Source organism: Alicyclobacillus fodiniaquatilis (genome assembly GCF_042678105.1).
Classification (GTDB): Bacteria; Bacillota; Bacilli; order Alicyclobacillales; family Alicyclobacillaceae; genus Alicyclobacillus; species Alicyclobacillus fodiniaquatilis.
Window position 1 is genome coordinate 111,746 of record NZ_JBHUCX010000014.1, and the last position, 19,643, is coordinate 131,388.

At 53.5% G+C, this 19,643-nt stretch carries 18 protein-coding genes and 1 pseudogene; 15 read left to right on the top strand and 4 right to left on the bottom strand.

Annotation, left to right across the window (positions count from 1 at the left end):
* Positions 1-24: 24 nt before the first annotated feature.
* On the top strand, positions 25-1,161 hold the full coding sequence (bshA, locus tag ACFSB2_RS04760) for an N-acetyl-alpha-D-glucosaminyl L-malate synthase BshA (protein WP_377941693.1): 1,137 nt from the start codon (positions 25-27) through the stop codon (positions 1,159-1,161).
* A gap of 35 nt (positions 1,162-1,196) precedes the next feature.
* Entirely contained in the window at positions 1,197-1,544 is a 348-nt protein-coding gene (locus ACFSB2_RS04765; RefSeq protein WP_377941695.1) for a hypothetical protein, read from the top strand.
* 107 nt (positions 1,545-1,651) lie between these two features.
* Here the strand turns inward: ACFSB2_RS04765 and ACFSB2_RS04770 are convergent.
* Positions 1,652-2,311, bottom strand: a pseudogene (locus ACFSB2_RS04770) (zinc-binding dehydrogenase); the annotation flags it as partial.
* Positions 2,312-2,566: 255 nt separating this feature from the next.
* Here ACFSB2_RS04770 and ACFSB2_RS04775 point away from each other — a divergent pair.
* Both ACFSB2_RS04775 and ACFSB2_RS04780 read left to right on the top strand, forming a co-directional pair.
* Positions 2,567-3,703, top strand: coding sequence for an NAD(P)/FAD-dependent oxidoreductase (locus tag ACFSB2_RS04775; protein ID WP_377941697.1), 1,137 nt, complete (start codon positions 2,567-2,569; stop codon positions 3,701-3,703).
* Entirely contained in the window at positions 3,697-5,346 is a 1,650-nt protein-coding gene (locus ACFSB2_RS04780) for a nucleoside recognition domain-containing protein (protein ID WP_377941699.1), read from the top strand. The genes ACFSB2_RS04775 and ACFSB2_RS04780 overlap by 7 nt, the downstream gene beginning before the upstream one ends.
* 63 nt (positions 5,347-5,409) lie before the next feature.
* Here ACFSB2_RS04780 and ACFSB2_RS04785 read toward each other — a convergent pair whose 3' ends face one another.
* Positions 5,410-6,255 (bottom strand): pirin family protein, encoded by an 846-nt coding sequence (locus ACFSB2_RS04785; RefSeq protein WP_377941701.1) that lies wholly within the window; start codon positions 6,253-6,255, stop codon positions 5,410-5,412.
* 204 nt (positions 6,256-6,459) lie between these two features.
* On the opposite strand from ACFSB2_RS04785, the gene ACFSB2_RS04790 reads away from it, so the two are divergent.
* The 7 genes from ACFSB2_RS04790 to ACFSB2_RS04820 all read left to right on the top strand — a co-directional run bounded on the left by ACFSB2_RS04790 (position 6,460) and on the right by ACFSB2_RS04820 (position 13,351).
* Positions 6,460-7,455: a sugar kinase gene (locus tag ACFSB2_RS04790; protein ID WP_377941703.1), complete on the top strand. Its 996-nt coding sequence runs from the start codon at positions 6,460-6,462 to the stop codon at positions 7,453-7,455.
* 18 nt (positions 7,456-7,473) lie between these two features.
* Positions 7,474-8,328 (top strand): class II fructose-bisphosphate aldolase, encoded by an 855-nt coding sequence (locus tag ACFSB2_RS04795; protein WP_377941704.1) that lies wholly within the window; start codon positions 7,474-7,476, stop codon positions 8,326-8,328.
* A gap of 3 nt (positions 8,329-8,331) precedes the next feature.
* Complete coding sequence (gene xylB, locus ACFSB2_RS04800; RefSeq protein ID WP_377941705.1) at positions 8,332-9,957, top strand: xylulokinase; 1,626 nt, start codon at positions 8,332-8,334, stop codon at positions 9,955-9,957.
* A gap of 104 nt (positions 9,958-10,061) precedes the next feature.
* Entirely contained in the window at positions 10,062-11,120 is a 1,059-nt protein-coding gene (locus ACFSB2_RS04805; RefSeq protein ID WP_377941707.1) for a galactitol-1-phosphate 5-dehydrogenase, read from the top strand.
* A gap of 29 nt (positions 11,121-11,149) precedes the next feature.
* On the top strand, positions 11,150-11,527 hold the full coding sequence (locus ACFSB2_RS04810) for an MmcQ/YjbR family DNA-binding protein (protein ID WP_377941709.1): 378 nt from the start codon (positions 11,150-11,152) through the stop codon (positions 11,525-11,527).
* A 163-nt stretch (positions 11,528-11,690) separates the two neighbouring features.
* Positions 11,691-12,083, top strand: a complete 393-nt coding sequence (locus ACFSB2_RS04815) for a GntR family transcriptional regulator (RefSeq protein ID WP_377941711.1) — start codon at positions 11,691-11,693, stop codon at positions 12,081-12,083.
* Between the two features lie 152 nt (positions 12,084-12,235).
* Positions 12,236-13,351 (top strand): DUF1648 domain-containing protein, encoded by a 1,116-nt coding sequence (locus ACFSB2_RS04820; RefSeq protein WP_377941713.1) that lies wholly within the window; start codon positions 12,236-12,238, stop codon positions 13,349-13,351.
* A 68-nt stretch (positions 13,352-13,419) separates the two neighbouring features.
* Here the strand turns inward: ACFSB2_RS04820 and ACFSB2_RS04825 are convergent, their stop codons facing one another.
* Complete coding sequence (locus ACFSB2_RS04825) at positions 13,420-14,316, bottom strand: RNA polymerase sigma-70 factor (protein ID WP_377941716.1); 897 nt, start codon at positions 14,314-14,316, stop codon at positions 13,420-13,422.
* Positions 14,317-14,451: 135 nt separating this feature from the next.
* Complete coding sequence (locus tag ACFSB2_RS04830; protein ID WP_377941718.1) at positions 14,452-15,120, bottom strand: GntR family transcriptional regulator; 669 nt, start codon at positions 15,118-15,120, stop codon at positions 14,452-14,454.
* A gap of 276 nt (positions 15,121-15,396) precedes the next feature.
* On the opposite strand from ACFSB2_RS04830, the gene ACFSB2_RS04835 reads away from it, so the two are divergent.
* From ACFSB2_RS04835 to ACFSB2_RS04850, 4 genes are read left to right on the top strand one after another with little or no spacing between them, the layout of a single operon-like run.
* On the top strand, positions 15,397-16,566 hold the full coding sequence (locus tag ACFSB2_RS04835) for a Gfo/Idh/MocA family protein (RefSeq protein ID WP_377941720.1): 1,170 nt from the start codon (positions 15,397-15,399) through the stop codon (positions 16,564-16,566).
* 3 nt (positions 16,567-16,569) lie between these two features.
* Positions 16,570-17,736 (top strand): dihydrodipicolinate synthase family protein, encoded by a 1,167-nt coding sequence (locus ACFSB2_RS04840; RefSeq protein WP_377941722.1) that lies wholly within the window; start codon positions 16,570-16,572, stop codon positions 17,734-17,736.
* Positions 17,737-17,738: 2 nt separating this feature from the next.
* Entirely contained in the window at positions 17,739-18,548 is an 810-nt protein-coding gene (locus ACFSB2_RS04845) for a sugar phosphate isomerase/epimerase family protein (RefSeq protein WP_377941725.1), read from the top strand.
* Between the two features lie 39 nt (positions 18,549-18,587).
* Positions 18,588-19,640, top strand: a complete 1,053-nt coding sequence (locus tag ACFSB2_RS04850) for a Gfo/Idh/MocA family protein (protein WP_377941726.1) — start codon at positions 18,588-18,590, stop codon at positions 19,638-19,640.
* Positions 19,641-19,643: the final 3 nt, after the last annotated feature.

Here is a 19,643-nt window from a genome sequence, read left to right on the forward strand (position 1 = left end):
CGCGGTGAGGGGAGGGAATGAATCATGCGTATTGGCATCAGTTGTTATCCGACCGTAGGCGGATCAGGCGTCGTCGCCACTGAGTTAGGAAAGGCGCTTGCCCAAAAAGGGCATGAGGTGCACTTTATGGTGACGGATGTTCCATTTCGCTTGGGAGAATTTGTGGAGCATGTCTATCTGCACGAAACGCTCGTCACCACATATCCCGTTTTGCGTACACCGTCGTATGATTTTTCGTTGGCTGCGCTGATGGCGAAAGTCGCGGATGAATACGACTTGGACGTCATCCATGCGCACTATGCCATGCCGTTTGCGGTCTGCGCCTATCTTGCCAGACAGATGACACAAAGAGACGTGAAGATTGTGACGACACTGCATGGGACAGATGTGACCGTGCTTGCGCAGGATGAGCGTTTGAAACAGGTCATCAAACTGGGATTGGAAAAAAGCGATGCGGTCACTGCGGTGAGTCGCAGTTTGATTGACCAGACGAAAGCGTTGTTTGAGACGGACAAAGATATTGAGTGTGTATACAATTTTATTGACACTGACGTTTTTCGCCCCGGAGCGGGCGTGGATATTCGTCGTTCCCTCGCACAGCCTGGCGAGCGAGTCATACTGCATATGTCCAATTTCAGAGCAGTGAAACGAATTGACGATGTCATCGATGTTTTTGCCAGTATTGTGCAGGAGATGCCCGCAAAGCTCGTACTTGTGGGGGAAGGCCCTGATTACAGTCGTGCGCGTCAAAGGGTACACGCGCTACATCTGGAACCGTTCGTGCACTTCTTGGGAAAACAGGATGAAGTGGCCCCGCTCGTCGCGGCGGCAGACTTGCTGCTTCTCCCTTCGGAAAAAGAAAGTTTCGGTCTCGTGGCGTTGGAAGCCATGGCATGTGGAATTCCAGTCATTGGCTCGGTGGCTGGAGGGATACCGGAAGTGGTTGAACACGGCGTGACCGGCTTTTTGGCAGCCGTGGGGGATGTAAATCAAATGGCGCGGGATGCGCTGTATTTACTTCGCGACGAATCACGCTACAAGATGTTCTCCACGAATGCTCGACTTCGTGCCAGCACACACTTTCAGATTCAGGACAGGGTTAGCGAGTACGAAGCGATTTATCGAAAAGTCTGTGGACGAAGGACAGTTGATGTACGCTAACTGGCGCTGTCAAATTCGGGAGATGTCGCAAGCGCATGTATATATTCTATGGTCTGGTACCCGTGTTGCTATTTGCTTTTTGGTGTGTCCACTTCGCTTTGGCACGGTACTTTGAAACGAAAACGCACATAGATACGTTGCTTCAGCAGATTGATGCAGTGAAGAAACAGCTGGCAACCCAGCAGCGTGACCTCAGGCGCGATACGGCGATTCGAGCGGCGTTAGGCGCCATTGAGCGCGAGTTAATGAACCTCACTGTATCTAAAAATGTACTTGCGCGGGAGCGTTCATGTGAAAAACTTCAGAGGAAAATGGCAAAGATACAAGCGTGCGTGGAGACGGGCGCCAGTGAAATGGCGGTGAAGTGCGATGCCGCAGATTGAAAAGCGGCGGTATAGGGTTTCAGGTCAGTTGGCTAGATGAATCTTTATATCAGACAAAAGGGCACAGAAACTGGACATGAGATTCCACTCTGTGCCATGGACCTACGTTACATACCTGGTTTCAAAATGACTTTAATACAGTTGTCCTCCCGGTCATGAAACGTTTTATACATTTCACTCGCCCGCTCAAGGGGAGCTTTATGCGTGATGATCTCTGTCGGATCGAACTGGCCTTCACGAATCATGTCAAACAGCATGGGCATATAGTGAATAACGGGCGCTTGTCCCATTTTGAGGGTGATATTTCTCTCCCAAATGTTTCCGAGCGGAAACTGATTGTATTTTGATCCATACACCCCTGTAAGCTGAATGGTGCCGCATTTCCGCACGGTATCCATCGCGATTTTAATGGGACTCAATGTCCCGCCCACGAGCTTGATTTTCTGTTCTATGGCCTCCATGGCGGTCTTTTTGCCATCCATGCCGACGCAGTCAATGACAACGTCTGCGCCACCAGTCAGCTCTTTGACGTATAGGCCGACATCTTCATGTTCGTCAAAATTAAATGTCTCCACATTGTTCATTTTTTGCGCATGGTCTAGTCGATAGGGCAAATTGTCGATGGCGATGACGCGTTTGGCGCCTTTCATCCAGGCGAACTTTTGCGCCATGAGACCCACAGGCCCGCAGCCCAGCACCACCACTGTATCACCAGATTTGACGCCGGCGTTGTTCACACTCCAATACGCAGTGGGCAGTACGTCGGATGATCAGAGAACGAAATATAAATCGTATTAATTACTATTTACACGCGCGTTGAGCTGCTGTAGAATAAACCGAAATTATTACGATTTATGGTTCGGGAGTTCAAGCTGAAGACAGCGTCAAGTGTGAATGACCGCAAAGTGGCGGGTTTCGGCGCGATGGGTTCCGTAAACCGTGCAAATGCGGGACGATGAGCGCAGTTCGAATGGCGCCGCAAGTCGATCAATTTTACTTTCTAGATGGGTGGAATGAACCAAATGACGCAGGCAAGGCATACATACGATGTCGTCATCGTCGGCGCAGGCGCGGCTGGAATTGGGATGGGCGTCATCTTCAGCCAGCTCGGCGTGTCCAATTTTGTCGTTCTTGAGCGGGGAACCATCGGCGCTTCCTTTCAAAAGTGGCCGCAGGAAATGCGGTTTATCACGCCGTCTTTTCCCGGACAAGGATTTGGCGCATTGGACTTAAACGCCATCGTGCCAGACACCTCCCCTGGGTATACGTTGGCCAAAGAGCATATGTCGGGGTGTGAATACGCCGAATATCTGGAGGCCATTGCCCGGCATTTTGCCGTTCCGGTCGCCGAGCATATGGATGTGCAGGCGATTCACAAAAAAGATGAGCTGTTTCAGATACAAACGGGCGCTGGCGTGATCGACAGCCGTTTTGTCGTCTGGGCGGCTGGAGAATTCCAATACCCGAGAGAGGATGCTTTCGCAGGCGAACAATATTGTCTGCACAATAGCCAGGTGCAAACTTGGGCTGAACTAGAGGGGGAAGCCTTTCTGATCATCGGCGGGAACGAGAGTGGGATGGACGCGGCCGACCATCTTGTCCAATTGGGCAAACAGGTCACTGTGGTGACGTCGGGCAAGCATCATCTGGAGGAAGATGATGACGAGGTCGATCCCAGCCTCACATTGTCTCCCTTCACATATCAGCGCTTGGAAGAGGCCAGCGCCAGCGGTCGCTTGACCATCAAGCCACATTTGCGTGTCACACGTGTGGAGAAGACGGGGGATATCTACCGAATTCACTTGAGTGACGGCGAAACGTGGACACAATTGACTCAGCCGATTTGCGCGACTGGATTTCGCGGGGGACTCTCGGCAATTTCTGATCATTTTGACTGGGAGCAGGCCGGAGAGGCGGCGCTCAACCAGCATGACGAATCCACCAAGACGCCTGGGCTGTTTGTGGTCGGGCCGAGTGTGAAACACGGCAATGTCATCCTGTGTTTCATCTATAAATTTAGGCAACGGTTTGCAGTGGTGGCGGAGGAGATCGGCAAGCGTTTGGGGATGTCCGTGCCAGAGTCAGTCATTGCCTATTACCAGCGCAACAACATGTATCTCGATGATTTGAGCTGCTGTGAGGTGAAATGCGAATGCTAGAGGCAAACGAATTGACCGCAGTTTTGGTCGGCATGGAGTCGGCGGGAAAATCCACGCTGTTTGCCAAACTGACCAATTATGCGACGGGGGAAGAGACCAACTTCCGAGGTTCCACCGTCGTTTGTCGCAGGGGAACCATCAACGGCACAGACATTGTGCTTGTTGATACCCCAGGCATACGGCAAAAAACGGACAGTGAAACAACGAGAATGGCCCTGCAAGCGGTGCAGCAAGGAGATGTGATTGTCTTTGTGATTCGCGGGACGCATGTCGCCGCGGAGATGAATCTGCTTTCCCGCGAAGTGCACATGCACAATCATCGCGTGGCGGTGATTTTCACGTTTGAAGACAAAACGCCGCCGCCGTTCAAGCAAGCCGTCGAATTGTTTTGTCGGGAACACGGCATTTCCTTTGTCTCGGTGAACGCGCGAGATTTCGAGGAAAATAAACTGGCGTTGACCATAGCAACCGTGCGATCCGCCAAACCGATGCCGCGGCCATTCCATGAACTGTTTCAACTTACATTGGCGAGTATGGATCCGCCGAACACTGTGCTCGAGCGAGTGAAAGTGGGATCATGGCTCTCTTTGCTCTTGATTTTTCTGCTATTCGGCGTTCCGGTGTTTGCCGCATACCTGTTCGCAAATGTGACCCAGCCTTACGTGGATGATTGGATATTGAATCCCCTGCGCGATGTCATGGGCGCGACCCCGGCTTGGCTGCAGGTGCTCACCGTGGGTAACTACGGTTTGCTCACACTCGGGCCATATTCGTTTTTATGGGCATTTCCCGTTGTGCTGTTTATTGGGATCAGTGTAGCGGTGACCGAAGAGATGGGATTGAAGGACCGCATCACGGACGCGCTTGATCCATGGCTGCAAAAAATCGGGCTGGAAGGCCGTGACCTGATTCCAGTCCTGACGGGTTTTGGCTGCAACGTGGTCGGCGTCTTGCAGAGTCGGGCTTGCGGCGCGTGTTCCCGCAAGCAGTGTGTGTCCCTCATCGCATTCGGATCGGCCTGCAGTTACACCATCGGATCGACATTGTCCCTATTCAGTTCGGCGGGGAAGCCATTTTTATTCTTTCCATACATTGTGCTTGTGTTTATCGTTGGCGCATTGCACACGCGGATTTTCAACAAAGGCGACATGAGCCTCCCAGAGACGCCAAGGCGGACATTTCTGCAGCGTCCGACCTGGAAGGGTGTCTCGTTCCGGGTTCGTTCGCTTGTCAAGCAATTCATGCTGCAGGCCATGCCGACCTTTTTGCTCATCTGCCTCATCGCGGCGATTCTCGATGAATTTCACATCATCGACTGGCTTTCGATCACGCTCGCGCCAGTGTTCGTCTTGTTCCATCTACCTGCTACTGTCGCGCCTGCCGTTTTGTTCTCAATCATTCGCAAAGACGGCATGCTGGTGCTCAACCAGGGCGACATCCTCTCCACGTTGTCCATCATCCAGTTGTTTGTGGCGGTGTATCTCGCTTCCACATTGTCCGCGTGCTTGGTCACGCTATGGACCATTGGCAAGGAGTTCAAGTGGACATTTGCCCTGCAAATCGCGGGCAAACAAGCCACTTCATCCATTGTGAGCGCGATGATCTTGGCTTGGTCATTCGTATGTTTGCAGTGGGTGTTTTGAGCGGAGACACGGCTCCTTGAAACTCGCAGGTGTCAAGGGGGCGTGGTTTGAGGAGCCAGTCGTTTATTGAGCGAATTTTCCACTCTGATAATCCTCAATCGCCTGCGCGATCTCGGCCTTCGTATTCATGACAAACGGTCCATAAGCGACGACAGGCTCGCGTACCGGCTCACCGGCATACAGCAAGACGCGCGTGGGTTCGATGGCGCTGATTGTAATTTCACTGTCCGCGTTTTCGTCTGCTTCAGCCAACTGCAAGGCTTGACCTTGCTCAGCTGCTACCTGTTGGGTGCCGAATACTCCTCGTCCCTGTAGCACGTAGAGAAAGCCGTTGTAGCTGCCTGGCAGGTCCTGGCTGACTGTGGCGCCTGCTTCCAGCGTGATTTCTACCATGGTCACGGGTACATGGTTCTTTGTATCTGCTTGAATGCCCGCCGACGCGCCAGAGAACACGCGAATGACGGCGCCCGCTTCACGGCGGACGGGCATATCTTGGCTGCGCAGGTTTTGGTAGCGCGGCGCGGTCATTTTGTGCTCGCGCGGCAAATTGACCCACAGCTGCAGACTGTGCACGCACTCCCCAGGAGCGGGATCTTCTTTATGGATGACACCGCGCCCTGCAGTCATCCACTGCACGTCGCCGGGCAGAAGTTCCCCGTTCCCGGCCTGATTGTCATAGTGCTGCAGTTTTCCCTCAATGACGTAAGTGACCGTCTCGATGCCGCGATGTGGGTGGACGTCGAACGTCCCTTGTTGGAACCAGTCTTCTGCCATGAGCAGAAATGGATCATACTCAGCGGTTCGCCCGGGTTCAAGCACCATGGCAGCCGTGTGAATTGGACTATTTTGATGTGGTTCCGGATGCCAGACACGCTTGATGTCGCGCTGTACCACTTGTTGATTGGACATATGACAACCCTTCTTTGCAAAAGATTGGTATTGCATGCATGCTCATTTTCATCGTTATTATATCATAGTTACTATACAAATGTAATAAAATGAAATTCTTTGAAGTTTAGTAGCTGTCTACGGGATCTGTTGTGCCAAAGCATGGGAAAGTCGCCGCAAACGGCGTATCATGATAGAGCAGGTATATACAGAAGGAGCGCGGATATGGCGATGGATGTATGTGCAATCGGAGAATTGCTTGTGGAAGTCATGCGCCCCAGTCCCAATGTCCCGTTGTATCAAACCGGGACTTTCACTGGTCCTTACCCCAGCGGCGCGCCAGCTATTTTTATTGACGCACTCGCCCGACTAGGTGTGGCGACGGGGATGATTGGGTGTGTCGGAAACGATGACTTCGGCAAATGCGTTTTGACGCGGTTGGTGGAAGACGGCGTCGATGTCCATCAGGTGGCCACGCTGCAAGACAAAACCACCGCCGTGGCCTTTGTCACCTATTTTTCCGCTGGCGCTAGGCAGTTTTTATTTCATGTGGCAGACGCGGCGGCCGGATGTATTCAAGTGGATCAATTGGATGAACTGGTGCTGGCGCAGACGCGCGTTTTGCATCTCAATGGCTCTACTCTATCTATCAACGAGACCACGCGTCTAGCCTGTTACGAAGCGGCCCGCATGGTCAAACAAAACGGGGGTATTGTCACGTTTGATCCCAATATTCGGCCGGAACTGTGTGAGGCGGGCGAGATGGAACAACTGTACACGCCGCTGCTGAACATGTGCGATTATGTGCTGCCGAGCGACGGAGAAGCAGAGTTGCTGACCGGGCAGGCGCAAAGAGAGGATGCGGTGCGCGCGCTGCTGGAGTTGGGCGCAAAAGCGGTCATCTGCAAGCATGGAGCAGCCGGATGCACGTTGTATCATGGCGCCGGACAGGTGCAGGTGCCAGCGTTTCACGTCGACGTGGTGGATCCGACGGGAGCCGGTGATTGTTTTAGCGCAGGATTTGTCTATGGTTTGTTGAAAGAATGGGACTGGGAACCCATTTTGACGTTCGCGAATGCGATGGGCGCTTTGGCTACGCGCAAGCAGGGCCCGATGGAAGGCATCGGACATTTGGCGGACGTGAAAGCGTTTATCCAGCAAAATGTCAGGCAATTCGGGCATCGTGGATGGGCGCACACCAAGGCGCCGTATTATTTTTAGAAGAGGTAGGTGAAGCACATGGAACTGGTGTCCTCCACACCGTTGCTTGTCGAAGCTAGGGCGCGCGGGTACGCCGTTGTCGCTTTCAATATTCACACTTTGGAAATGCTGCAGGCGGTGGTGGAAGCGGCGGAAACGGCGAGATCGCCACTCATTTTGCAGACAACGGTCGGGACAGTTCATCATTTGGGCGCAGAATATATCGCAGCGGCAGCAAAGGTGGCGGCGAGTCAGGCTACGGTGCCCATCGCGCTGCACTTGGATCACTGCCAAGACTTCGATCTCATTTTAAAATGTATGCGGGCAGGATACACGTCCGTGATGATGGACGCTTCGATGTATCCGTTTGCGGAGAACGTGCGCCGGACGAAGGCGGTGGTCGATGTGGCGCAGGCATTGAATGTCAACGTCGAAGCGGAACTGGGGAAAGTAGGCGGCGTCGAGGACAACATCGTGGTCGATGAAGCGGACGCGTTGCTAGCCGACCCGGCTGAATGCGCGGCGTTCATTGAGCAGACAGGCGTGCCCACATTGGCGCCCGCCATCGGAACGGCGCACGGCATTTATCACGGCGAGCCGAAAATTGACTTTGCGCGCCTTGAGCAAATTGCGCGCATGGTCGAGGTTCCCCTGGTTTTGCACGGCGGATCCGGCATTCCGACGGCGCAGGTGCAGCGTTGTATCGCGTTGGGCATGGCTAAGATGAACGTGGCCACCGAGTTGAAGAACGCCTTCTCACAGGCCATTCGTCAATTTTTTATCGATCATCCGTCTTCGCTCGATCCGCGGCAATATATGGTGCCTGCTAAAGCAGGGGTTAAACAATTGGCGCGTGAGAAAATGGAGATCTGCGGTTGCGTCAATCGAGTTTGAGCGATGCATACGCGCGCAGATGATGATTCACTTATCCATATATCGTGGACGTTGGCGGAGGAATTTCAAGTAAGCAAAATGCGTTCGAAAGCAGGGCGACAGATGGCGGGAAGCTATTTACTGGGGATTGACATAGGCACTTCCGGCTGCAAGATGGCAATCTTTCGCAAGGATGGACAAGCTGTTTGCCAAGTGACGGAACCGTACGACACGTTTTCGCCGCTCGCTGGTTACGTGGAGCAGGACCCCAATGATTGGTGGCGCGCTGTTTGTACGGGAATTCAGCGCATGCTGGCGGAAGCAGGCATTCGATCCAGCGACGTGGCGTGTATTGGCGTGGATGGGCAAAGCTGGAGCGCGCTTCCCGTGGACAAGCGCGGAAATGCGCTGCGCAAGGCCATCATCTGGTTGGACACGAGAGCAAGTCAAGAATGTGAGCAAATCGAGCAGACGGTTGGCGAAGAGCGAATTTTTGCGATTGCGGGCAATCGGCTCGCGCCTGGCTACACAACCGGCAAGATATTGTGGCTCAAAGCGCATGAGCCTGACGTGTATCGGCAGACTTTTAAATTTTTGCAGAGCAACAGTTTTATCGTCTACAAACTGACAGGGCAGTTCACGCAAGATCTGTCCCAGGGGTACGGCATCCACGCTTTTAACGTGAGCACAGGCAGATGGGATGACGCCTTGTGCGCGCAGATGGGCATTGATCGGGAACTGCTGCCGGACATCTACGCCTGCAGTGACGTCGTCGGTGAATTGACAGCCGAAGCCGCGCGTGCCTGCGGTTTGAAAGCAGGGACGCCTGTCGTGGCGGGCGGTCTGGATTCAGCTTGCGCCACGCTTGGCATCGGTGCGATTTCACCTGGCCAAGTGCAAGAGCAAGGCGGTCAGTCTGGCGGCATGAGCATTGTGATGGACGAGGCGCAGCGCGACAAAAATCTGATTTTGGGTTATCACGTCGTCGCCGATACCTGGCTCCTGCAAGGGGGGACCGTTGGCGGCGGCAGCCTGAAATGGTTGCGTCGAGAACTTGCCAAGGAGTTTTCTTCCGCCAGCGATGAAGCATTCTTTGCCACGGTCAACCGTGAAGCAGCGTCTGTTCCGCCAGGGAGCGACGGGGTGATTTTTTTGCCCTATATGGCGGGCGAGAGATCTCCACTATGGGACATCCATGCCAAAGGCGTGTTTTTAGGCCTGTCCTATGACAAGTCGCGGGCGCACATGATTCGCGCCGTGATGGAGGGTTGCGCGTTTGCCTTGCAGCACAACCTGATGACGGCGCAGGCGGCAGGTGTCGCCGTCCACGAACTGTACAGCACAGGGGGCGCAGGCAACAGCCATGTTTGGACGCAAATGAAGGCGGATATCACAGGGAAGATCATCAAAGTGCCTACCATGGCCTCTGATAAAGCGACTGCGCTGGGCGCCGCCATGCTCGCGGGGATTGGCGTGGGCATCTATGCGGATTTTCAGGACGCGGTGCAACATACAGCCTGCAGCCATCGCATCCACACGCCGGACGCCAATCTTCGGTCCGCGTATGGACGTCAGTATGAACTGTATCTGGAGACGTATGAACGGTTGAAAGATCTATTCCCAAGGTTAGGGTTAGATGACCATGCGTGATGCGTCCCGCATCAGCAGCAGCATGAAAATGCCAGTTGATTCAGGCATCGCCGCTGGCGCAGGCAAAGGTAGCAATTTTATTTTCAGGGGAGGACGGTGAACACATGAAGACGATGCAAGCGGCGGTTTTACACGGCAAAGACGATTTGCGTGTGGAAACTGTGCCCATGCCCGAAATTGGCGATCACGATGTATTGGTCAAAGTGATGGTGACCGGCATTTGCGGTTCCGATTTGCCGCGGGTGCTCGGGGATGGCGCGCATTTTTATCCCATTGTCCTCGGTCACGAATTCGCGGGTTTGGTGGACAAAATCGGCGCAGCCGTCACGGATGTCCAAGTGGGTGACCGCGTGGCGGGAGCGCCGCTCGTGCCTTGCCGCAGCTGTGCCGACTGCCAAAAGGGAAACTATGCGCAGTGTAAGCACTACACATTTATCGGATCGAGAATCCCGGGCAGTTGGGCGGAATACGTCAAGTTGCCGGCGGCGAACATCGTCAAACTGCCGCACAAGGCGAGTTTTGCAGAAGGTGCGCTATTTGAACCGTCGGCGGTGGCGTTGCATGCGCTGCGTCATATTGCCTATGAAGGCGGCCAGGACGTCGCCATCCTAGGCGGTGGCAACATTGGCCTATTGGCGCTGCAATGGGCGCGTGTGCTCGGCGCCAAATCGGTGACCGTGTTTGACATCGCAGATGCGCGATTGACGACCGCGCAAAAATTGGGCGCTGATTATACACTCAATACAACCGCTCCCGATTTTAAAGCAGCATGCCAAACGATCACCGCTGGCCAAGGGTTTGGCGTGGTACTGGAAACGGCTGGCGCCGTCGCCGCCATGAATTTGGCGTTCGAATTGGCAGGCAATCAGGCGAAGGTCTGTTTTGTCGGCACCGCCAGTCAGGATGTCACATTTGATGCCCGCTTGTTTGAACTCATGAATCGCAAGGAGTTTACACTTACGGGGTCATGGATGTCCTACAGTGCGCCGTATCCAGGTGAGGAGTGGGCGATGACCAGCCATTTTCTCACGGCAGGGAAACTGAATCTGACAGACATCGTTTTTCAGTCCATGCCACTGGCCGAAATCAATCAGGCGTTTGCATTATACAAGACGCCTGGGACGGTGCAGGGCAAGATTTTATTGCGCTGTGCGGCGGAATAAAGCGCTTAGAAGAGGAGGTTGAGTCGGGGATGGAACATCATCACCACATCAGGTCGAAAGAAGGGCATGAGATGCTGGACAAGGTGCGTGAAATTTGCCAAGCCTTGCCCGAGGTCGAGGAGATCATCGATGGATTCGGCCACACGACATTTAAAGTCAAAGGCAAGTCGTTCATCATGATGAGTGAAAGTGAGGAAGGGCCGGGTTTTTCGTTCAAATCGGATCACGCCAATCAAGAGATTCTGTTGCAGCAAAGCTGTTTTTTTAAACCGCCGTACATTGGGCACCACGGCTGGGTAGCGACCAAACGGGGCGAGCCGCTGGATTGGAATGAAATGCGTGAATTGCTAAAGGAAGCTTATTTGCGGGCAGCGCCAAAACGGTTGGTGAAGCAACTGCTCCAGTGAGTTCGTGTACGGTATGCTCCGCTGGTCATGCAGAAGATGCACAGGCTGGCGCAGTGACAACACCCTGAATGGAATGTTGGTGAAAAGGGCGCGTCTTCCACTTGTGTTGACGTGTTCTTTGTTGTATTTTTGTTATATCTGATATAGAACAAAGGTGCTGACTATGAAAATTATCCTGGAATTGGAGAGCGATACACCGTTATATCAGCAAATTCGCGATCAGATTGTCGAGGGCATCGCGACAGGACAATTGGTTGATGGCGCGTCACTGCCTTCGACACGTCAATTGGCGGCCGATTTCGGCATCAACTTCCACACCGTCAACAAAGCGTACGACTTGCTCCGACAGGAAGGGTTGTTACGCTTAAACCGAAAATCGGGGGCCGTCATCCACGTCGATTTGCCGCCTGAAGTCTTCCGGGAACAGTGGCAGGCTAGAGCGCGCGTATTGCTGGCTGAGGCGTTTGTGAAAGGAATTGACGGCAACGAACTCCTCGAAATCTGCCGGACCATTCTCGCTGGCTTTACTGCATCGCCACTTGAAGACACGAAATAGACCGCCATGTGTGATGCGTCCCGCACCAGCAAAATCATGAAAATGCCCATCAATCAGGCAGCGCGAATGGCGCACACTAAAAGTACCTTATGATTTTCAGGGTAGGGCGATGTATCGGTTAGCAATCTCAGATTTCTCAAGGGGCGAGTTGCATGTTTGATTTTTTTGCCGTATTCACTATCGTTCTTTTGCTGATTCTGGTCCTCAACTGGATGATGCCATCCCTATTGCCAAATACGTTGCAGTTCGGTGTGCGCATTCCGCCAGATTTCGTTCACCATCCAGCCGTACTGCAAGCGCGAAGTGTTTATTATCGCTGGCTCGCTGTGATCACGCTTGTGGCCATTGCCGCCGATGTAGCGCTGTATGCTGCGAACACGAGCGAAGGTATGGCGCCATTCTGGATGCCTGCGCTCATTCTGTTCAGTCTGCTGGCCAGTTATGCGAATTATTACACAGCGCATCGCCGACTTGGCCGCACAAAGAAGGCAGAAAGTTGGTATGCGGGGAAAAAGCAGGTGTTGGTTGCGGACATCAGCGCCAGCCAACAGCCGCAGCATGTGTCTCTCTGGTGGGCCTTGCCATCTGTCGTTATTTTTCTTGGGACGCTTGTCATCGGCATCGTGCGGTATCCGCATCTGCCCAATCGCATCGCCATCCACTTCAACTCGCATGGCGTGCCGGACGGGTGGGCTGACAAATCCATCTTTAGCGTGCTTGGCCCCGTGTTTGTGCAGTTGTTGCTATTGGTGATCATCGGGATCGTCAATTTTTCTGTACAGCGCGCTGCCGTGCGGATTGATGCAGGTGAACCGGAAAGCGCGTTCGAGCATCAGGTGTGGACACAGCGCCAACTTGTGCGGCTGATGTGGCTGGTCATCGCCATTTTCAATCTGATGATGCTATTTGTCAGTTTGTTCGCCTGGGGTTCGTGGAACCATGGCGGAGTCAACGGTCCAGTGTCCGTTTTGCTCCCCACGCTGCTTTGTTTTATCGCTGTGCTTTTCATTGTCATTTGGGCAATAAAGCGCAAACAGCAACGTGAACAAATGCAACAAGTGGCAGCGTCAGCGAAGAAATATGTGCACCCAGATGACGATAAATACTGGAAAGGCGGCATTCTCTATTTCAATCCGCAAGACCCAGCTATTTTCGTGAATAAGCGGTTTGGCATTGGCTGGACGTTCAATTTTGCGCATCCAATTGTCTGGGTCATTCTCGTTGTGATCATCGGCATTCCCGTGATCCGTTCATGGTTGGCCAAATAAGCGGTGTACATCTTGAACTTGCGAAAAAAACCTTTGAACCATTCAAGTAGGTCGTCGATCCCGCTCGTTCACTGCGGTGGAGGGCAAGCAGAAATGCGCACGAGCTTATCTGGGTTGACCAGGTAATAGATGCGGTTGACACCTTGTGCGTCACAGGCCAGTGACAGAACTCCGTGCAGGGTGGGGCCGTGATACAACAACATCCCGGGGTGGCCATTGACGAGGGCGCACTGGTAGGTGCCCTGCAACGCACCCCGTCGACTGATGCCCAGGATAAATCGAACAACTTTATCCTGCCCGTAGATTGGACGTAAGGCAGATCTAACGCGCCCGCCGCCGTCGGAAACCATTTGGACGTCCTCGGTCAATACTTGAATAAAGCCAGAGAAATCGCCTGTTTTTACGCCATGAATGAACCGGTTGATATAATCGCGCATCACATTTTCATCGGTCATATGCGTTTTCGGTTCTTGGCCCAGTTTTTGTTTGGCCCGACTGTGGATTTTGCGGCAGTTGACCGCTGATTTGCCAACCATGTCGGCAATTTCATCGTAGTCAAAGCGAAGAATGTCCCGCAAGACAAAAACGGCTCTTTCGATCGGATTGAGTCGTTCTAACACGACCAGCATCGCATACGAAACGGACTCAGCCTGTTCGAGCGACGCGAGTGGGTCTGTCCTTTCTGCGGTTTGGATCACAGGTTCCGGCAACCATGGACCTGTGTACACCTCCCGCTGGTAACGCGCCGATTGCAGCGTATTCAGGCAGCGATTGACGACCATCCGCAACATGTATGCCTCAAGGTTTTGTACAGACGCCACGTCTACTGCATGGACAGTAGTGAACACATCCTGTACGACATCCTCCGCCTCTGTCCTTGTACCAAGCATGCGATAGGCGACAGACAACAACCTGGTTTTTTGTTGGATATACAATTGTGCGATGTCCAACGGTTCTAGGTTCATGGGCTCCTCCGTCCATGTCTCTCAATTGATGCGCAAAAAATGCGCGTACGCTGACTAGACAATCAAGTGGGCATTTTTGTGACAAAAGAGATGTCGCCTCGAGGCAATGGGGCATACGTGGTCCATCGTCATCATTTATTCCAAGTGTGCCATGTAGTCTTTTAACGCGTTTTGGTTGTGGGCTTTGGCGAGCTGTTCGGCTTCTTCAGCGTTTCCTTCAGCGATGGCGCGCATAATGGCATGGTGTTCCTCCTGGGAACGAATCAGTCGATGAACGAGCACTTCACTGAAGAAGTAATGTCGAATCCGGTTCCACTTGTTCAATATTTTCTTGGTGATTTCCTTGAGCATGGGCATGCCCGTCATATTGGTAATGGCATCATGAAATTCAGTATTGAGCGCACCCCACGCCTCATAGTCGCCGTTTTGCAGCGCGTCGTCCATGTCGGCCACGTGCTGCTTGAGCAATTGCAGGTTTTCCGGCGTCATGCGCTCCACTGCTGTGCGGGTTGCCACTGCTTCAAGCGCCTCTTTGATGGTAAATGTCTCGACGATGGAGGCCTTGGATATGGGCGACGCGATGGCGCCGATGTGTGGTTTATACTCAATCAGATCTTCGGAGTGAAGCATGCGCAGCGCTTCGCGCACTGGAATGGAACTGACGCCAAATTGATCTGCGATGTTTTGGATGATCAATCGCTGTTCGGGTTGAATTTCACAACGCATGATCGCGTCGCGCAGCGCTTGATAAATAAATTCCTGCTTGGTGTTATACGATGGGGGCGTAAACCCGGATTCTTTCATCTTTTCAGCTCCACTCTTGATTTCAATTGATATCATTATATATTTTTATAATGAGATAATCCGCTTATTATATCCTATATATTATATATGTAATCTAGGGATTGTTCAAGATGAAGTGCACCGTGAGTGAGTTCAGTGCAAGTGGATTGAGCACATGGAAGGGGTTGTTCTATGTTTGATTTTACTTTTTGAGCATTATACCTTATATATTATATATGATATGTAGAAAGCGCCTGAGAGAAGTTGCGCGAACGTCACTTGAGAGGAATGGTCATCATGAAAAAAATCGGCGTGATCATGAACGGCGTCACGGGGCGGATGGGGACTTTTCAGCACTTGGAGAGATCCATCATCGCCATTCGCGAGCAAGGGGGGATCCCTTTGCCAGGCGGGGAAACTTTGTGGCCGGATCCCATCCTGGTCGGACGAAATGAGCACAAGTTGCGCAGCTTGGCGGAAAAGTACGGTATAGAACGATGGAGCACAGATTTACAAGCGTGTCTGGCAGATCCGCAAGACCAGATTTATTTTGACGCCCAGACGACTTTGCAGCGGGCAGCGTCTGTCACAGCGGCCATCGAGGCGGGGAAGCATGTATATTGTGAAAAACCGCTGGGCGTCAGCTTGGCAGAATCGTTGAAACTGGCCAATTTGGCCGTGGAAAAAGGGGTTAAGAACGGGATTGTTCAAGATAAGCTTTTTTTGCCAGGGTTACTCAAACTAAAGCAGTTGGTGGACAGCGGCTTTTTTGGCCGCATTCTCTCTGTGCGTGGCGAGTTTGGCTACTGGGTGTTTGAAGGAGATGGCCAGCCAAGCCAGAGACCTTCGTGGAATTACCGGGCGGAGGACGGCGGTGGAATCATCGTGGATATGCTCTGTCACTGGCGGTACGTGCTCGACAACATTTTTGGCGGAGTGAAAGCGGTGTCTTGTCTGGGAAAAACGCACATTCCCGAACGTTGGGATGAGCAGGGGGAAGCGTATGCCGCCACCGCGGATGATGCTGCTTATGCGACGTTTGAGCTTGCAGGCGGCATCATCGCGCACATCAATTCCTCGTGGTGTGTGCGTGTAAACCGCGGTGAGCTGTTTGAGCTTCAGGTTGATGGCACGAAAGGGAGCGCTGTGGCGGGCCTGCGAAACTGTAAAGTGCAGCATGCCGCATTTACGTCTGCGGCAAGGTGGAACCCGGATGTGGCAGATCCGAATGACTACAGCGCCCAATGGGTTGATGTGCCCACCTATCAGGAACCGGACAACGCATTTAAAGTGGAATGGGAGATGTTCCTGAAACACGTGGTGTTGGATACGCCGTTTCCCTATGACTTTTTACAAGGCGCCAAAGGCGTGCAACTGGCAGAGTTGGGTTTGAAATCCTCGACGTCGCGTTCATGGGTGGATGTGCCCGAACTGAAGGTGGAGTCTTTGGCGAGGAGTGGCAACTAAACAGTGGCGAAACCAATATTGCTTCCACGTGCGAATGGTCAGCTTGAACCCTATCATATGACAGAACAAGTCATTCCTACGCCTAAGGGAACATCCTTTGCGGCGCGTACAGCGTACGCGGCAGCCCATGTGGTGGCCAATCCACTGGCAGATGTACATCCATCCAGCGATTGCGCGATTGACTGGGAGGCGACGCTTGCCTACCGGAGGCATCTGTGGTCGATGGGGTTTGCTGTCGCCGAGGCGATGGACACTGCGCAGCGGGGAATGGGCCTTCATTGGGAGGCGACGAAGGAACTGATCCGTCGTTCTGTTGCTGAGGCAAATGCGCTCAACGCAACGGTTGCCTGCGGCGCCGGGACGGATCAGTTGCAGAGCGGCGTCACCGGGTTGACCTTGAGCGCCGTTCAGCAGGCTTATGAAGAACAGTGCGCGTTTATTGAATCTATCGGCGGCCGGATCATTCTCATGGCGAGCAGGACGCTTGCAGCGATTGCCAAAGGGCCGGAGGACTATGCCAAAGTCTATGACGCCGTACTGTCGCAAGTCTCTCAACCTGTCATTCTCCATTGGCTTGGTGACATGTTTGATCCTGCGTTAACAGGCTATTGGGGGCACAAGGATCGGTCGGCGGCAATGAATGTCTGTCTGGACATCATCCGCAGACATGCGCAGAAGATTGAAGGAATCAAGATATCGTTGCTCGATGCGGCATTTGAGATTGAAATGCGCCGACAACTGCCAGCGGGCGTCAAGATGTATACGGGGGATGACTTCAACTATCCTGATTTGATGCTGGGCGACGACATAGGCTACAGTCATGCGCTGCTCGGCATCTTTGACGCCATCGCGCCCGTGGCCGCCGCCGCGCTGCACGCGCTCGACGATGGAGATGTCCCGCGCTATCAATCTCTTTTGGCGCCTACGGTTCCTTTGAGCAGACATATTTTTCAGGCGCCGACGCAGTTCTACAAGACGGGCGTCGTGTTCCTGTCGTACCTGAATGGTTATCAGACGCACTTCAAAATGGTCGGCGGGTTGGAGAGCATGCGTTCAACCTTGCATCTGGCTGAGATATTTGTCTTGGCTGATACAGCTGGCTTGCTCGTGGACAAAGAACTTGCCTGCACGCGCATGAATCGTTTTTTGGCGCTCGCGGGGGTGGTGTAAAGATGGAGCTATCGCGGCTCAGTTTCAACCAAATCACCGCGAATGATTGGAGCGTGCGCGAAGCTGCCATGGGCTGCGTACAAGCGGGCATCCCTTACATCAGTCTATGGCGGGATAAAGTCGAAACCACAGGTTTGGCGGAAAGCGCGCGCATTGTCCGCGATTGTGGACTGCGCGTCTCCAGTCTCTGTCGCGGCGGCATGTTTCCCGCCGCGAGCGCGTTGGAGCGGGCGGCGCGCGTGGATGACAATCGTCGCGCCATTGACGAAGCCGCAGAACTCGGCGCTGAGGTCCTTGTGCTCGTCTGCGGCGCTGCGCCAGATAAAGATTTAGATGCTGCGCGCAAAACGGTGGAGTCGGGGATAGCGCAAATCATCCCCTACGCGGTAGAAGCCAATATCAAGTTGGGGATTGAGCCATTGCATCCGGTTTTTGCCGGAGACCGCTCGGTGATTGTGACTTTGGCGCAGGCGAACGACATGGTTCAGCGACTCACTTCACCGCAAGTGGGCGTGGTTGTCGATGTCTACCACGTTTGGTGGGATCCTGCACTGTATGCGGAAATCGAGCGCGCGCAGGGGCATATCGTTGGCTTCCATGTCAACGATTGGCTGGTTCCGGTCGGCATTCCGTTGACGTCGCGGGGCATGATGGGCGACGGCGTCATCGAGATCAAACGCATGCGCAAAGCGGTGGAAGCGGCCGGATACAAGGGGCCGATTGAAGTCGAAATCATGAATCAGGAAATCTGGAATCGCCCCTATGACGAGCTGCTGGAAGAAATCAAAACGCGCTTTATACAGCATGTGTGATGTGGATGGGATGTGTAAGTGCAGAAAGGCGGATGGACGATGACGAAGGAATTTCGTTTTGCGCTCTTTGGCTGCGGCGGCATCAGCAGAGTTCACAGGGAGCAAATCGCAAAAATCGACGGCGCGCGCTTGGTGGCTGTTGCGGATATCTCCGAAGCCAACGCCAGCGCGGTGGCGGCAAAGGCGGACGTGGATTGGTACACAGATTATCAGGCGATGCTGGCGCGGGACGACATCGACATTGTGAACATTGTCACGCCGAGCGCGACGCACGCTGACGCCATTGTCGCAGCTGCAAGGGCAGGCAAGCATGTCATTGTGGAAAAGCCAGTGGATATCGCCATTGATAAGGCCGAGTTCGCCATTGCGGCATGCCGGAAAGCGGGGGTGAAATTGGCCGTCGTGTCCCAACATCGCTTTGACGATTCGACCATTCGCGTCAAACGTGAGATTGATTCCGGGAAATTTGGCAAGCTGTTTCTCGGCCAAGCCGCTGTCAATTGGTATCGTGCCCAATCTTATTACGATCGCGCCCCATGGAGTGGGACATGGGCCATGGATGGCGGCGGTGTGCTGATGATTCAAGCGCTGCATACGATTGACGTGCTGCAATACTTGATGGGCCCTGTCAAAAGTGTGTTCGCACACACGTTGACTGCGACACATGATCGCATCGAAGTGGAAGATGTCGCCGTGGCTGCCGTCACGTTTGCAAATGGCGCAATTGGCACCATTTCGGGCACCACGAGCGCTTACCCCGGCCTGTCGACGCGCTTGGAACTTTTCGGTGAACTGGGTACGGCCGTGATCGAAGACGACAAGTTGAAACAACTGTATTTTCGCGATGCGAATGAGGCTGGTGGGATGTTTGGCGGGGTGGCGGCGAACTGGGCGGCGGATGCTGAAGTGGAGCCAGGTCAGGCGCATCGACGCCAGTTTGAGGATATGCTCGACGCCATTCGCGAAGACCGCGAGCCTCTGTTAAATGGGGAAGAGTCACTCCAAGTCCTGAAGTTGATTTTAGCCATGTACAAGTCCGCTCAAACCGGAGAACCGGTGGATTTGTATGAGACTGTTGCGCAGCATGGATAACGA